Origin of the sequence: Pseudodesulfovibrio sp. 5S69, assembly GCF_037094465.1 — a bacterium.
GTDB lineage: Bacteria > Desulfobacterota > Desulfovibrionia > Desulfovibrionales > Desulfovibrionaceae > Pseudodesulfovibrio > Pseudodesulfovibrio methanolicus.
Genome location: NZ_CP146609.1, coordinates 2,141,492 through 2,156,585 on the forward strand (window position 1 = coordinate 2,141,492; position 15,094 = coordinate 2,156,585).

General features: G+C 63.7%; 14 protein-coding genes. 9 read left to right on the top strand and 5 right to left on the bottom strand.

Annotated elements, in window-relative coordinates:
- Positions 1–52 precede the first annotated feature (52 nt).
- From V8V93_RS10130 to V8V93_RS10145, 4 genes are all read right to left on the bottom strand, one after another.
- Complete coding sequence (locus tag V8V93_RS10130; RefSeq protein ID WP_338666560.1) at positions 53–877, bottom strand: ABC transporter substrate-binding protein; 825 nt, start codon at positions 875–877, stop codon at positions 53–55.
- A gap of 73 nt (positions 878–950) precedes the next feature.
- A complete protein-coding gene (locus V8V93_RS10135; protein WP_338666561.1) occupies positions 951–1,679 on the bottom strand; it encodes an amino acid ABC transporter ATP-binding protein in 729 nt (242 codons plus the stop codon).
- A gap of 168 nt (positions 1,680–1,847) precedes the next feature.
- Positions 1,848–3,209: an L-serine ammonia-lyase gene (locus V8V93_RS10140; RefSeq protein ID WP_338666562.1), complete on the bottom strand. Its 1,362-nt coding sequence runs from the start codon at positions 3,207–3,209 to the stop codon at positions 1,848–1,850.
- 19 nt (positions 3,210–3,228) lie between these two features.
- On the bottom strand, positions 3,229–5,412 hold the full coding sequence (locus V8V93_RS10145) for a malate synthase G (RefSeq protein WP_338666563.1): 2,184 nt from the start codon (positions 5,410–5,412) through the stop codon (positions 3,229–3,231).
- 238 nt (positions 5,413–5,650) lie between these two features.
- Here V8V93_RS10145 and V8V93_RS10150 point away from each other — a divergent pair, with 238 nt between their 5' ends.
- The gene (locus V8V93_RS10150; RefSeq protein WP_338666564.1) at positions 5,651–6,100 is read left to right on the top strand and encodes a glycosyltransferase; all 450 of its coding nucleotides are present in this window, start codon (positions 5,651–5,653) and stop codon (positions 6,098–6,100) included.
- A gap of 95 nt (positions 6,101–6,195) precedes the next feature.
- Here V8V93_RS10150 and V8V93_RS10155 read toward each other — a convergent pair whose 3' ends face one another.
- Complete coding sequence (locus V8V93_RS10155) at positions 6,196–6,564, bottom strand: response regulator (protein ID WP_338666565.1); 369 nt, start codon at positions 6,562–6,564, stop codon at positions 6,196–6,198.
- Positions 6,565–7,129: 565 nt separating this feature from the next.
- On the opposite strand from V8V93_RS10155, the gene V8V93_RS10160 reads away from it, so the two are divergent.
- The 8 genes from V8V93_RS10160 (at position 7,130) to V8V93_RS10195 (ending at position 15,059) form a co-directional block, all read left to right on the top strand.
- On the top strand, positions 7,130–8,845 hold the full coding sequence (locus V8V93_RS10160) for a sensor histidine kinase (protein WP_338666566.1): 1,716 nt from the start codon (positions 7,130–7,132) through the stop codon (positions 8,843–8,845).
- Positions 8,838–9,269, top strand: coding sequence for a response regulator (locus V8V93_RS10165; protein ID WP_338666567.1), 432 nt, complete (start codon positions 8,838–8,840; stop codon positions 9,267–9,269). The genes V8V93_RS10160 and V8V93_RS10165 overlap by 8 nt, the downstream gene beginning before the upstream one ends.
- A gap of 16 nt (positions 9,270–9,285) precedes the next feature.
- Positions 9,286–9,684 carry a response regulator transcription factor gene (locus tag V8V93_RS10170; protein WP_338666568.1) on the top strand — a complete coding sequence of 133 codons (399 nt, stop codon included), beginning with the start codon at positions 9,286–9,288 and terminating at the stop codon, positions 9,682–9,684.
- The gene (locus V8V93_RS10175) at positions 9,681–10,064 is read left to right on the top strand and encodes a response regulator (protein ID WP_338666569.1); all 384 of its coding nucleotides are present in this window, start codon (positions 9,681–9,683) and stop codon (positions 10,062–10,064) included. The genes V8V93_RS10170 and V8V93_RS10175 overlap by 4 nt, the downstream gene beginning before the upstream one ends.
- Before the next feature lie 60 nt (positions 10,065–10,124).
- Positions 10,125–11,402, top strand: coding sequence for a sulfite exporter TauE/SafE family protein (locus V8V93_RS10180; protein WP_338666570.1), 1,278 nt, complete (start codon positions 10,125–10,127; stop codon positions 11,400–11,402).
- A 4-nt stretch (positions 11,403–11,406) separates the two neighbouring features.
- Positions 11,407–12,093 (top strand): hypothetical protein, encoded by a 687-nt coding sequence (locus V8V93_RS10185; protein ID WP_338666571.1) that lies wholly within the window; start codon positions 11,407–11,409, stop codon positions 12,091–12,093.
- Positions 12,094–12,228: 135 nt separating this feature from the next.
- On the top strand, positions 12,229–13,716 hold the full coding sequence (locus tag V8V93_RS10190; RefSeq protein ID WP_338666572.1) for a PAS domain-containing sensor histidine kinase: 1,488 nt from the start codon (positions 12,229–12,231) through the stop codon (positions 13,714–13,716).
- The gene (locus V8V93_RS10195; RefSeq protein ID WP_338666573.1) at positions 13,713–15,059 is read left to right on the top strand and encodes a sigma-54-dependent transcriptional regulator; all 1,347 of its coding nucleotides are present in this window, start codon (positions 13,713–13,715) and stop codon (positions 15,057–15,059) included. The genes V8V93_RS10190 and V8V93_RS10195 overlap by 4 nt, the downstream gene beginning before the upstream one ends.
- The last annotated feature ends 35 nt before the right edge of the window (positions 15,060–15,094 follow it).

Sequence of the window (15,094 nt, forward strand, 5' to 3'; positions counted from 1 at the left end):
GGTCCCGGAGCAGAGAGCTCCGGGACCCGTTTACATGCTTCGGGACAGGGGCCTACGGCCACATCTCGATCTTGGAGGTCAGCGGGAACGGGTAGTCGGAATTCGGGCCGAACCACTTGTCGTAGATCTTCTTGTAGGTGCCGTCCTTCCAGATGTCCTGCAGGGTGAAGTTGATGGTGTCGCGCCAGGCGGAGTCGTCCTGGGGCAGACCGATGCCGTAGGGCTCGTCGGAGATGAAGTCGCCGACCAGTTCGTACTTGCCGGGCACCTTGGCGGCGTAGCCGAGCAGCAGGGTGGAGTCGGTGGAGATGGCCTGGACGCGACCGGAGTTCAGAGCCTCGAACATGGCCACTTCGCCGTCGTAGCCGGTGACCTGCGGATTGGGGTTGCCCAGCTCCTGCAGGTAGGCCTTGGCGTTGACGATGGAGGTCGTGCCCTGCATGGAGCCGATCTTCATGTTGGCCAGGTCCTTGACGTCCTTGACCGCGCCCTTCCGGGCCAGGAACTTCTGGCCGTCGAAGAAGTAGGTGATGGAGAAGTCGATCTTCTCGTCGCGCACGCGCTTGTGGGTCATGTTGGACAGGACCATGTCCACCTTGGGCGGGTTGGTCTGGACAAAGGAAATACGGGTGTTGTTGTTGACCACGACCTTCTCGAGCTTGCAGCCGAGGCGCTTGGCGATCTCGGTGGCCATGTCGACGTCGAAGCCGACCCACTCGTTCTTGTCGTTGATGAAGCCGAACGGGATGCCCTGATTGGACAGGCCGGCCTTGATGACCTTGGTGGACATGACGCGGTCGTAGGTGGGACCGGCGAATGCAACGGAAGCGGCCAGGACCAGCAGCGCGGCCATGGCGGTGATTTTGAGAACTCTCATTTACCTCTCCTGGTTGATGAGTCGTATGAAAAAGCCCTTGTCGGACACCGTGTCCGGCAAGGGCATAAATCCGTTAGTGACTGAGAATCTTGCTGAGGAAGTCCTTGGTCCGGTCGGATTGCGGGTTGTGGAAGAATTCCTCGGGCGTGTTCTCCTCGATCAGATACCCGTCGTCCATGAAGATGACCCGGTCCGCCACTTCGCGCGCGAAGCCCATCTCGTGGGTCACGCAGACCATGGTCATGCCTTCGCGGGCCAGGGATTTCATGACGTCCAGGACCTCGTTGATCATCTCGGGGTCCAGGGCGGAGGTCGGCTCGTCGAAGAGCATGATCTTGGGCTGCATGGCCAGGCCGCGGGCGATGGCCACGCGCTGCTGCTGGCCGCCGGACAGTTGGGAGGGGTAGGCCCCCGCCTTGTCCGGGATGCCGACCTTTCTGAGCAGGTCCATGCCGATGGCCGTGGCGTCGCCCCGGCTCATGCCGCGGACGAGCGTCGGCGCCAGGGTGACGTTCTCCATGACCGTCATGTGCGGATAGAGATTGAACTGCTGGAAGACGAAGCCGACCTCGGCGCGCAGCAGGGTCATGTTGGTGCGCGGGTCGGAGACGTTCATGCCGTCCACCAGGATGTCCCCCTCCTGGATGGGTTCCAGCCGGTTGATGCAGCGGATCATGGTGGACTTGCCGGACCCGGACGGGCCGCAGACAACTACCACTTCGCCTTTGGTGATATTGAGATTGATGTTCTTGAGGACCTGGAAGTCCCCGTACCACTTGTTGACGCCGTTGAAAGAAATCACTGTGAACTCCGAAATAAAAATGGGCAAAAGCCAAGAGTTTTTTTAGCAGGGAACCGGCTGAAAAGCAATCAAAATTCTGCCCCCGGCCAGTGGCGCTGAACCTTGTTCAGCATCCGGCCGGGGGCGAAGAACGAGACCGCCGGGCGGCACGGGCCGCCCAGCGGATGGTCAGCATTCCGTGAAGCTTAGGGCCAGCCCCGCCTCGGAGGTCTCCTTGTATTTGCCCGACATGTCCCGCCCGGTCTGGGCCATGGCCCGGATGGCCTTGTCCAGGTCCACCTTCTGGTAGCTCTCGTCCAGGGTGGAGGCGATCAGGTAGGCGTTGAAGGCTTTGACCGCGCCCATGGCGTTGCGTTCGATGCAGGGGATCTGCACGAACCCGCCCACCGGGTCGCAGGTCAGCCCCAGATGGTGCTCCAGGGCGATCTCGGCGGCGTTTTCCGTGACCTGGAAGCGGTAGCCCCGGGCATAGGCGATCATGGCCGCGGCCATGGTCGAGGCCACGCCCACCTCGCCCTGGCAGCCCACTTCGGCTCCGGAGATGGAGGCGTTGTGCTTGCACAAAAAACCGATGGCGCAGGCGGCCAGCAGCCCCTCGCGCAGCTCGGTCTGCAGGGCCCCGGTGTGGCGCTTGAGCATGAAGATGATGGCCGGGATGACGCCGGCCGCCCCGCAGGTGGGGGCGGTGACCACGCAGTGCCCGGCCGCATTTTCTTCGGAGGCGGCCAGGGCGTAGGCGTTGAGCGCCTTGATGAAGCCGGGCCCCTGGAAGTACTCCTGGCGGGCACGGTTGTACATGGCCGCGGCCTTGCGCTGCAGGCCGATGGGCCCGGGCAGCACGCCCGAGGTCTGGATGCCGGTCTCCACGGCCTGCTCCATGACCGAGATGATGTGGTCCAGCCCCATGTTGATCTCGTCCTCGGTGGCACCGGTGATGGCCATCTCATTGGCCAGGATGAGTTCGTGCAGGCGGATGTCCCGCCCGCACAGGTGCTTCTTCAACTCGGCCATGGTCGAGTAGGGATAGGCGGGTTCGCCGCGCTCCGGCTCCTCCCAGCCATCCCAGCGCAGGAAGCCTCCGCCCACGGAGTAGTAGATGCGCTCCAGCAGGACCGCGTCCCCGGCCTTGAGTCGGAAGATCATGGTGTTGGGGTGGGCGTAGTCGTGCTGCACGGCGTCCTTGATGATTTGCCCCGGTGCAAAGGGCAGGAACTTGACGCCCAGGTCCAGGTCGAAGGGTTTGTCCTTGTCCAGGAACCGCTCCAGGGTGTCGGCCCCGCAGGTGTCGGGCTGGGAGCCGAGCATGCCGGACAGGATCGCTCTGGGCGTGCCGTGGCCCTCGCCCGTGGCGGACAGGGAGCCGAACAGCCTGATCTCCAGGCCGTCGGCCCGTTTGCGGTCCGCTTCGGGCAGTTCCCGGACCAGGCGCATGAAGTCGAATCCGGCCTTCATGGGGCCGATGGTGTGCGAACTGGATGGGCCGGGGCCGATCTTGAGCAGTTCGAATATGGATGTGGTAACGGGCTGCATGCTCGTTTCTCCCTACGGGTTACTCGCCCGCCTTCACCTTGCGGCGCATGGCGTGCAGGATTGGTTCCGTGTAGCCGTTGGGCTGGCTCGCCCCCTTGAAGATCAGGTCGCATGCGGCCTGAAAGGCGACGCTCCCGTCGAAGTCCGGGGCCATGGGCCGGTAGGCGGGGTCATTCCGGTTCTGGCGGTCGACCACTTCGGCCATGGCCTTGAGGGTGTCGAGCACGGCCGCTTCGGTGCAGACGGAGTGTCTGAGCCAGTTGGCCAGGTGCTGGCTGGAGATGCGCAGGGTGGCGCGGTCCTCCATCAGGCCGACACCGTTGATGTCGGGCACCTTGGAGCAGCCCACGCCCTGGTCCACCCAGCGGACCACGTAGCCGAGGATGGACTGGCAGTTGTTGGCCAGCTCGCGGGCCACGTCGTCCTCGGACGGGCGCTCACCGCGCATGAGCGGCAGGGTGGTCAGGGCGTCCAGGGAAGCGCGCATCTTTCCGGTCAGTTCCCGCTGGCGCTCGAAAACGTCCACCTGGTGGTAGTGCAGGGCGTGCAGAGTGGCCGCCGTGGGCGAGGGCACCCAGGCGCAGTTGGCCCCGGCCCTGGGGTGCGCGCCCTTGGTCTCGACCATCTCCTTGAGCATGTCCGGTTTGGCCCACATGCCCTTGCCGATCTGGGCCTTGCCCGAGAAGCCGCAGGCCAGGCCGATGTCCACGTTCCAGTCCTCGTAGGCCGCGATCCACGGCTCATTCTTGATGGCCTCCTTGCGGACCACGGGCCCGGCCTCCATGGCCGTGTGGATCTCGTCGCCCGTGCGGTCCAGGAATCCGGTGTTGATGAAGATGACCCGGTCCTTGGCGGCCCGGATGCATTCCTTGAGATTCAGGGTGGTCCGGCGCTCCTCGTCCATGATGCCGACCTTGAGGGACAGGGCGGGCATGTGCAGCGCCTTTTCCACGGCGGCGAACAGGTCGCAGGTGAAGGCGACCTCCTTGGGGCCGTGCATCTTGGGCTTGACGATGTACACGCTGCCGGTCTTGCTGTTCCGCCACCGTCCGTCGCCCTGTATGTCGTGCAGGAAGATCAGCCCGGTGGCCAGGGTGTCCAGGATGCCCTCGGGCACTTCCTCGGGACCATCGGGGCCATCCAACAGCACCGCGTCCGTGGTCATCAGGTGGCCCACGGTGCGCACCAGCATCATGCTCCGGCCGGGCAGGGTCACGGTCCCGCCGCCGGGCGCGGCATAGGTGCGGTCGTCGTTCAGTGCGCGGGTCACGGTCCTGCCGCCCTTGTCGAAGCTGGCCGTCAAGTCGCCCCGGATCAGGCCGAACAGGTTCAGGTAGGTGAGCGCCTTGTCCTCGCCGTCGACCACGGCCACGGAGTCTTCGCAGTCGAGGATGGTAGACATGGCCGATTCCAGGACCACGTCCTTGACTCCCGCCGGGTGGTCGCGGCCCACAAGGTGCTCCGGGTCGAACTGCAACTCGATGTGCAAGCCGTTCCTTACGAAGAGCAGGGATTTGAGCGCGCCGTCCTCCTCGACGAAGCCCGCGAACTGGGCCGGGTCGCGCAGGGCGGTGGTCTTGCCGCCGGGCAGGGTCACGGCCACTTCCTTGCCGGACGGGCCGTCGGCCACGGCGAAGCCGGTCGCGTCGCTGTGCGAGCCCTCGGCCAGGGGCACGGCGACGTCCAGGTGGGCGGCGGCCCAGGCCATGACCTTCTGGCCGCGCACCGGGTCGTACCCCTTGCTCGGGACCTCGTCCTTCTCGATCACGTCCGAGCCGTACAGTGCATCGTACAGGCTGCCCCAGCGGGCGTTGGCCGCGTTCAGGGCGAACCGGGCGTTGGTCGCCGGGACGACCAGTTGCGGCCCGGCGATGGTCGCGATCTCCGGGTCCACGTTTTGGGTGGTGATGGTGAAATTCCCGCCCTCGGGCACGAGATAGCCGATCTCGCGCAGGAAGGCATGGTAGGTCTGTTTGTCGCCGGGCTGGCCGGGGTGCGCCCGGTGCCACTCGTCCATGGCCGCCTGGATGCGGTCGCGTTCGGCCAGCAGTTCCCGATTGCGCGGGGTGAAGTCCCGGAACACGGCTTCGGCGCCGGTCCAGAAAACGGCTTCGTCCAGTCCGGTTCCGTCCAGGATGGTCCTGATGGCCGCGGCGAGATCCTCGTGTATCGACAGCTTTCCTGCCTGCATTCTTTGCGTCACGTCTGCTCCTGATGCTCTGATGTTGGATGGGTCTCCTTGGGAGACATCCTTTCCAGATTGCCTTGAGTCGGGGAGTAATGCAACCACTACCGACTTTTCCGGCAACACGTTTCGGATATCAAGGGGCTTGTTCTCGGGACCTGGCAGGGCCGGGGGTTGAACGGAATTTGTAAGTGTTTCCGGTTGATACGACATTCTGACGAGCTCACCTAGCAGGCGGAGTCCCGGAGAGGCGTGCATGCAGCCGAATGTCATTATTCCGGTTCTCAACAAATTTTTCCTGACGCGGGATTGCCTGCGTTCCCTGCGCAGGCATGCGCCCGAGCAGGACATGGAGGTCCTCGTGGAGGACAACGGCTCCGCCGACGCGACGGCCGCCGGGCTCGATCCCCTGGGCGCGGAGTTGTTCGGGGACCGTTTTCGGGCCATCCACCTGGCCGAAAACCGAAATTTCGCCCCGGCCTGCAACCTGGGCGCGCGCGAGGCCGGGGGCAGGCACCGCTTTTTCCTCAACAACGACACGGTGCTGCCGCCGGGCTGGTATCCGCCCCTGCTGGAGGCCCTCAGGGGAGGCTGCGGAGCGGCCGGGCCGCTGCTCATGTATCCGGCCCGCGGCCCGCTGCCCCTGGACCGCGTCCGGCACCTGAGGGTGGCCTGCCAGCCGAAACTGCACTTTTGCCACCTCTAGGAGTTCTTTCCGGCTTCGCATGCCGTGCGTCAGCCGAACCATCCAAGTGAAACGGGGCGGAATGCGCCACCGCAAAATGCGCGGACCGGACCGTCCTACCGTCCGGCGGCCTCCAGGATGCGCTTCCACAGCCGCTCCAGGGGCACGGGCTTGTGCAGAAAGTCGAAGGCCCCGGCCTCCAGGGACTGCATGTGCCGGGTCATGTCGCCCTCGCCGGTGAGCAGGATGACCTCGGTGCCGGGGAAGTTCTTGCGGATGATTTTGAGGATTTCGAGCCCGTTCAGGTCGGGCATGTGCATGTCCAGCAGGACCACGTCCACGGGTTCGGCCTCCAGGACGGCGTAGGCATCGACCCCGTCTTCCGCGGTGGACACCCGCGCTCCGAGATGGGCCAGCCGTTTGGCGAGGGTATCGACAAAGGCGGCCTCGTCGTCGACGAGCAGTATGCGGATGGGAACGGTCATTCGTGGTTTCTCCTGTTGCGCTTTCTACAATGAACATGCCAGCGGCTGAATACGCAACACGTCTTGATACTTTTTTCTCCGCTTGTCGAGTATTGATGAAGGTCAATGATTCAAGTGCATTGTCGTGACATTGTTCGGAAGGAACCACCGGTCCCTCCTTGGAGGCAGTAAAAAATTAAAGAGGCTATTCAAGGGAATGTTGTGAGAGGTGGGGTATTTTTACCCGCCATGGGATGCAAAGGAATCAAAGGTCCCCTCTGGCGGGGCCTTGCGGGTGAAATATTACCATTGGTACCTTTTGTATCGCCGGGTAGAAAAGTACCGTTTTGATCTCCCTAACCCAATAAAAAGGGTGACTACTCCTCGCAGACATGTCCCGACGGCATCCGTGAACTCGCCGTCAGGAAAGATGAAAAATAAATTATTTCAATAAGTTAAAATAAAAAAAGGAGAGAGCTTCACGGCCAATGCCCGCCGAAAGCGTGGCACACGGATTGCTGATGGCGGTTCAGGCAGAGGTTTGGGTGTCGGGCGCAGGGCCCGAGACGGCAACCGAGAGTGGGCCATGCATCCCGAAAAGAAGTCCTCCTACGACAACCTGTCGCGCAACCTGTCGCTGACGGTCATCACGGTGTCCTTCGCGCCGCTCATCCTGGTGGGCGGGCTCATCTTCCACCAGTTCCGCTCCATATATACCGAAAAGGTCTTCGCCCACCTGGCCGAGGTGGTGGACAAGCACGCGGCGGACATCAATACCTTTCTGCAGGACAAGCTCACCGAGGTCCAATACATCGGCCGGACCTCCTCGTTCGAAGACCTGACCACCTCGAACCACCTGGAAAAGGCCCTGCGCGGGATGCAGCAGCAGTACGGCCGCATCTTCGTCGATCTGGGCGTGGTCGACAGCCACGGCCGCCAGGTGGCCTATGCCGGTCCGTTCAGCCTCTTGGGCGCGGACTATTCAGGGGCGGACTGGTTCCGCAACTCCAAGGAGAGCGACGCCATCATCAGCGACGTTTTCGAGGGGTTGCGCCAGTCCCCCCACTTCATCATTTCCGTCAGCCAGGGCCAGGGCGAGGAGCGCTGGACCCTGCGCGCGACCATCGACTTCCTGGCCTTCAGCTACCTGGTCCAGAACATCCGCATCGGCGAGACCGGGTTCGCCTACATCCTGAACAGCCGGGGCGTGTATCAGACCCGGCCCAAGGACGAGCACAATCAGGACCTGGAACTGACCCCGCGCCGCCAGCTCGGGCGCGACAATGCCCTGGCCGGGGTGTCCATCTTCGAATCCGTGGACCGCGAGGGCGACGCCTACGTCACGGTGACCGCGCCCATCAAGGGCGGGGACTGGAAGCTGGTCTACCAGCAGAAGTCCTCGGACGCCTTTTCGGCCATGATCCGCACCGAACTCGTCACCCTGGGCATCTTCCTCATCGGCGGGCTGGCCATCGTGGCCATGGCCCTGCTCATCTCCCGCAAGCTCGTGGTCCGCTTCCAGGCCATCGACCAGGAGTCCGAGCTGATGAGCAAGCAGATCGTGGAGACCGGCAAGCTGGCGGCCATCGGCGAGCTGGCCGCGGGCATCGCTCACGAGATCAACAATCCGGTGGCGATCATGATCGAGGAGGCGGGCTGGGTCAGCGATCTCATGGAGGACGAGGGCCGGGAGCTGCCGTCCTATGCGGAGATTCAGCGGGCTCTGACCCAGGTGGGCAATCAGGGGCGGCGGTGCAAGGACATCACCCACAAGCTGCTCAGCTTCGCCCGGCAGACCGACACCAGGGTGACGGACATGTCCGTGCCGGAATTCATCCGCGAGGTGGTCGACATCTCCATGCAGCAGGCCCGTTTCGCCCAGGTGGATTTCGATCTCGACCTGGACGAGTCCATGCCGCACATCTCCGCCTCGGCCACCGAGTTGCAGCAGGTCCTGCTCAACCTGGTCAACAACGCCATCCAGGCCATGGAACCCGACGGCGGCAAGCTGTCCATCGGCTGCACCATGGAGGACGGCCAGGCGGCCATCACCGTGGCCGACACCGGCCCCGGCATCCCGGCGGCCAACCTGGGCCGCATCTTCGACCCGTTTTTCACCACCAAGCCCGTGGGCAAGGGGAGCGGCCTGGGGTTGTCCATATGTTTCGGAATAATCCACCAGATGGGTGGAGAGATAGACGTGGAAAGCACAGTGGGCAAGGGCACGCGGTTCACCATCCGTCTGCCGGTGCCGCCGCCCGCATGGCAACCTGAAACGCGACAGGAGATGAGACATGACTGATGCCACTGTTTTGATCGTGGACGACGAGCGGGGGTTCGTCGAGACCATGGCCAAGCGGCTCGAAAAGCGCAACATGACCGTTTTCCAAGCCTTTGACGGTGACGAGGCCATGGTCCGGTTGGCGGAGCATCCGAACATCCAGGTGGTCATCCTGGACATGAAGATGCCCGGCAAGGACGGCCTGGTCGTCTTGCAGGAGATCAAGGAGGCGTACCCCCTGGTCGAGGTCATCATGCTGACCGGCCACGCCACGGTCCCTTCGGCTGTGGAGGGCATCCAGCACGGTGCCTACGACTACCTGATGAAGCCGTGCAGCTTCGAGGACCTGAACCAGAAGATAGCCGAGGCCGTCGAGCTCAAGAGCGAGCACGAGGAAGAGGCCATCGAGGCCCGGCTGAGCGACATCGCCGGGCGCATGGGGTAGCGGCGTGGACAGGACCATGGACACTGCGAAGGCCCCGGGCCGGAACGTGCGCCTGCTCATCGTGGACGATGAGACCGGGTTCGCCGAGGTCCTGTGCAAGCGCATGCGCCGACGCGGCGTGGAGGCGGCGTCGGCCGAGAGCGGCGACGAGGCGGTGCGTCTGCTGCGCCGCGAGGAGTTCGACGTGGCCATCGTGGACCTGAAGCTTCAGGGCATGAACGGGATCGAGATCCTGAAGGTTTTCCGGTTGATGGCCCCGGAGATGCCGGTGCTCATGCTGACCGGCCACGGCAGCGAAGAGGCCCGCGACGAGTGCATCAAGCTCGGCGCGGCGGGCTATCTCTCCAAGCCCGTGGAGTTCGACAGGCTGCTCGACAAGGCGTTCGAACTGAGCGCCGGGAGAGAACGGGCATGAACGGCGTGCAAGTGCTGCTCATCGACGACGAGGTCGGGTACACGGATGCCCTGGCCAAGCGTCTGGACCGCAGGGGGCTGTCCGTGACGGCCGCGGACGGCGGGCCTCAGGCCCTTGAAATCATGGCTTCGAAGTCCTTCGACGTGGTCCTGCTCGACATCAAGATGGCGGGCATGGACGGCATCAAGACCCTGCGAGCCATCAAGCGGCGCCATCCCGAGGTGGAGGTGGTCATGCTGACCGCCCACGCCAACACGGACATCGTCATTTCCAGTCTGGCCATGGGGGCGTTCGATTACCTCCTGAAGCCGGCGGATGTGGAGGAACTGGGCCGCAAGATCGAAGATGCGGCCATGAGAAAGAGAAGCAATTCGAAGTGATCGGCCCGAGGGTGGGTGCTTCGGACGGGTTGAACAAAACAAGAGGAAGCGAGGATAGTCATGCGATTTTTCAGTCAATGGGGTAGATTCATGATGGCCGGGGCCGGAGCCATGGCCCAGTGGGAGATAGACAACGCCAAATCCATAGTGAGCAGCCGCAAGAAGCTGCTGCTCATCGGGTTGATGATCATTCCCATCATTTTGATCGGCGTGGCCTTTGCCGACGACATCGGCCCGGCCCTGCCGCATCTGCTCGGCGGCCACAAGGCCTACAGCCCGGCCTTCTACAGCCTGGGCATCTTCATGGTCTCCATCGCCATCGGCGTGGGCGCGGGACTGATCACCGGCTGCATCGGCGCGGGCGGCGGCTTCATCATCGCCCCGGCGCTCATGTCCGCGGGCATCAAGGGCATCCTGGCGGTCGGCACCGACCTGTTCCACATCTTCGCCAAGGCGATCATGGGCAGCGTCATCCACCGCAAGCTCGGCAACGTGTCCGTATCCCTGGCCGTGGTCTTCCTGGTCGGCGCGATCCTCGGGGCCACCGCGGGCGGCGTCATCAACCGCGTGCTCTACGAGATCAACCCGATCCTGAGCGACGCCTTCATCACCACCGTCTATTCGCTGATGCTCGGTTTCCTGGGCTTCTACGCCCTGACCGACTTTCTGCGTTCGCGCAGGGCGGACAAGGGCGGCGACGCCCACGGCGGCGGGGAAGGGGCCGAACTCGGGGCGCTGTGTCGCAATCTGCAGGACGTCAAGTGCCCGCCCATGATCAAGTTCGATCAGGACCTGGTCGCCGGCGGCCGCCAGATCTCGTGGATATTCCTGGTCATGTCCGGCGCGCTGGTTGGCCTGGCCGCGGGCATCATGGGCGTGGGCGGCGGCTTCCTGACCTTCCCGATCTTTGTCTACGTGCTCGGCGTGTCCTCCATGACCACGGTGGGTACCGACATCTTCCAGATCGTGTTCACGGCGGGCTTCGCGTCCATTACCCAGTACGCCATCTACGGCTTCATCTTCTACACCCTGGCCATGGGCATGCTCATAGGTTCGCTGCTGGGCATCCAGATCGGCGCGCTGGTGACCAAGATCGTGCCCGGCATCACCATCCGCGGCTTCTACGCCATGGCGGTGCTGGCCGGGTTCATGAACCGGATATTCGCCCTTCCCGGCAAGCTGGCCGACATGGAGATCATTTCGCTCTCGCCCGGCACGGGCTCGGTGCTCAACACCATCGGCATCTGGGCGTTCTTCATCGTCATCGGCGGGTTCTCGGTCTGGGTGATCGGCACCTTCCTGATGAACATCTCCAAGCTCAAGAGAAAGGAGGCCTAGCGCCATGGTCTACAACAAGAAGGAATTCTACGGGGGCTTCGGCCTGCTGGTCGTCTTCTTCCTGGTTCTGTTCATGATGTTCCAGCCCATTTACCACGGGCACAACGGCATGCAGTTCCTGGACAACCTCTACAACTCCATCTCCAAGGGGTCCATCAACTACTCCGCGCAGTTGAAGACGGACATGGCCCAGTACGACGGCAAGGCCATCGAACTGACCCTGACCTACGGCTCCGAGGCCCAGGCCGCCCAGTCGGCCGAGCTGTTCGCCAAGGCCGGGGCGCAGGCCACGGCCGAGGGCAAATCCCTGCATCTGGCCGGCTCCCTGGGCGCGATCCTGAAGAGCAGCCTGGACGACGCCCAGGCCATGTACGACAACGACGGCCAGGCCATGCAGGCCAAGTACGGCATCGAGCCGCGCCGCGCCCTGTTCAACTGGTGGACCTCGTTCAAGCTGATGAACAAGGCCCTGGGCAACCAGAAGGAGTTCGCGGCGGCCAAGGCCGTGGACACGGTTCAGACCAAGGCCGTGGAGGCCTCCTACAACTATTATGGAATCGAGGCGCAGAGCATCACGGACGACATCGGCCTGGTGAGCTTCTCCCTGGTCTTCTACGTGCTCTACACCTTGTGGTACGGTTTCGCCATCCTGTTCGTCTTTGAAGGATGGGGACTCAAGCTCAGTCACTAAGTGTCGGAATGCGCATCATACCCTAGCCCCGCGTGGTCCGGCGGTCCCCCCCGGCCGCCGGACCACGCACCCGATCTAGGAAGGGATTTACTCCTGTGCGAAATGATTGTATTTTCTCCAAATGAGGAAACGTGCATGAATCTCCAGAACTATTATGACACCGTCATGGAGCTGACCCACGGCATCGTGGTCACGCTCGATCTCGACGGGGGGATCATCCACGGCAACTCCGAGCTGGAACACCTCTCGGGGTATCATCTCCAGGAGCTGGCGGGCCGCGACTGGTTCGAGGTCTTCATCCCCAGGGACGAACGGGACATGGCCCGGCGCGCCCTGCTCGAAAGCGTCCACGGCAAGGACATCACCGCCTTTGCCGGGCGCATCCGGGCCAAGGATGGGGACACGGTCTACGTCAACTGGAACCTCAAGCCCCTGACCGATTCCAACGGCGAGATCGTCAGCCTGCTGTGCGTGGGCCAGGACGTGACCGACCTGGTCCTGCGCGAGAAGGGCCTTTTGCGCGAGCGGTTCACGCTGCTGGAGCGCAACAAGGAACTCAACTGCCTGTACTCCCTGAGCCAGCTCATGGGCGAGATCCACCGGACCATGGACGACCTTCTGACCCAGGTGGTGGAGTTGCTCCCGGCGGCCTTCCAGAATCCGGAGATGACCTACGCCCGGCTGCGCATCGGGCACAAGATTTACGAGACCCCCGGCTTCGAGGAGAGCGACTTCATGCTCAAGTCCGACCTGGTGGTCAACGGGGATAAGCGGGGCTCGCTGTCGGTGGCCGTGCGCAACGACGCGGCCCGGCCCGGCTTTCTGGAGGACGAGAAGGACCTGTTCACCACCGTGGTCCAGCAGGTGGTCATCCTGGTCTCCAAGCGCGAGACCCGGCTGGCCAAGCAGGAGCTCGAACGGCAACTGCGCCAGTCCGACCGGCTGGCCAAGATCGGCCAGTTCTCGGCCGGGGTGGCCCACGAGATCAACGAGCCCCTGGCCAACATCCTCGGGTTTGCCGAGCTGGCCCTGCAAACCCCGGACCTGCCCGAGCAGGTGGCCACGGACCTGAACAACATCGTGGAGTCTTCCCTGCACGCCCGCGAGATCATCCGCAAGCTCATGTTTTTCGGTCGGCAATTGCCGCCCCAGCCCGCGTTCATCGATTTCAACGATACCGTGGAGCAGGCCCTGCGCATCACCGAGTCCGGGGCCCGGCGCGGGGACATCGAGATCGTCCGGGATTACGACCGCTCCCTGCCCAAGATCCTGGCCGACCCGCAGCACATGAAGCAGGTGGTGGTCAACCTGGTGGTCAACGCCATCCAGGCCATGACCGGGGGCGGCATCGTGACCATCCGGACCATCGGTCATGAGAGCGACGCCTATCTGGTGGTCGAGGACACCGGGCCGGGCATGCCCCCGGACGTGCTCAAGATGATCTTTACCCCGTTTTTCACCACCAAGGACGTGGACAAGGGTTCCGGCCTGGGGTTGTCCGTGATACACGGCATCGTCAAGGCCCACGGGGGATTCATTCAGGTGGAAAGCTCGCCGGACGGGGGGACCAGGGTGGAGGTCGCCTTTCCCTGCCATCTGCGCGACCCGGAGGATGAGCCATGAGCAGGACGGTCCGCATACTCGCGGTGGACGACAGCAAATCGACCCTGGAAGTGCTCAAGCGCAACCTCGTGCCCGCGGGCTACGAGGTCTTTACCTGCGGCCGGGTGGATGAGGCGGTGGCCCTGCTCGAGGACCTGGTCATCGACCTGGTCATCACCGACTACCGCATGCCAGCGGCCTCGGGGCTGGACCTGATCAAGCACGTGCGCGCCAACCTGCCGGACGTGGAAATCATGATGATCACCGGCTACCCGTCCATTCCCGGCGCGGTGGAGGCCATCAAGGACGGGGCGGGGGAGTACCTGGCCAAGCCGTTCACCACCGACGAACTGCTTTCCTCGGTGGGGCGCATCGTGGAGCGGTTGCAGCGCAGGCGGGTGCTTTCCTCGGCCGACACCCCGCCCGACAATTTCGGGATCATCGGCAACTCGCCGGAGATGGAGCTGGTCTTCCAGCGCATCGGCAAGGCCTCGGCCTCGGACGCCAACGTGCTCATCAGCGGCGAGTCCGGCACCGGCAAGGAGCTGGTGGCCAGGGCCGTACATTACAACAGCCACCGACGGACCGCGTCGTTCGTGCCGGTCAACTGCACGGCCATCCCGGACAGCCTGGTGGAGAGCGAGCTCTTCGGCCACGTCAAGGGGGCCTTCACCGGGGCCAAGGAGTCCAGGGCGGGCTTCTTCGAGGTGGCCAACGGCGGGTCCATCTTTCTGGACGAGATCGGCGACGCCAGCCCGACCATGCAGGCCAAGCTCCTGCGGGTCCTCCAGTCCAAGGAGTTCTGCAAGGTGGGGTCGAGCCTGGGCAAGACCGTGGATGTGCGCATATTGGCCGCCACCCACAAGGACCTGCGGCGCATGGTCGACGAGGGCACCTTCCGCGAGGACCTCTTCTACCGGATCAACGTCATCGACATCCACGTACCGCCCCTGTCCGAGCGCGGGGACGACCTGCTCGTGCTCCTCAACCACTTCCTGGCCGAGTTCTCCAGGGGCATGCACCGCCAACCGCCGGCCCTCACGGACGAGGCCCTCCAGGCCCTGCGGCGCTACGACTGGCCCGGCAACGTGCGCGAACTCGAAAATCTCATCCAGCGGCTGGTGGTCATTGTGGACCACGATACCATCGGTATAACGGACCTGCCCGAGGCCATGCGCTTCAGCCTGCCGCGCGAGGGCAGCGTCAACCGGACCCTGGAGGAAGTGGAGCTCGAACATATCCGCAACGTCCTGGTCATGACCGGGGACAACAAGACCCGCGCGGCCGAAATCCTCGGCATCAACCGCAAGACTCTGCGCGAAAAACTCAAGCGCTTCGAGGAGATGCCCAAGCAGGCGGAATAGCCTGCTCCGGCCGTCCCGGTGCGAATTTTTGGGGT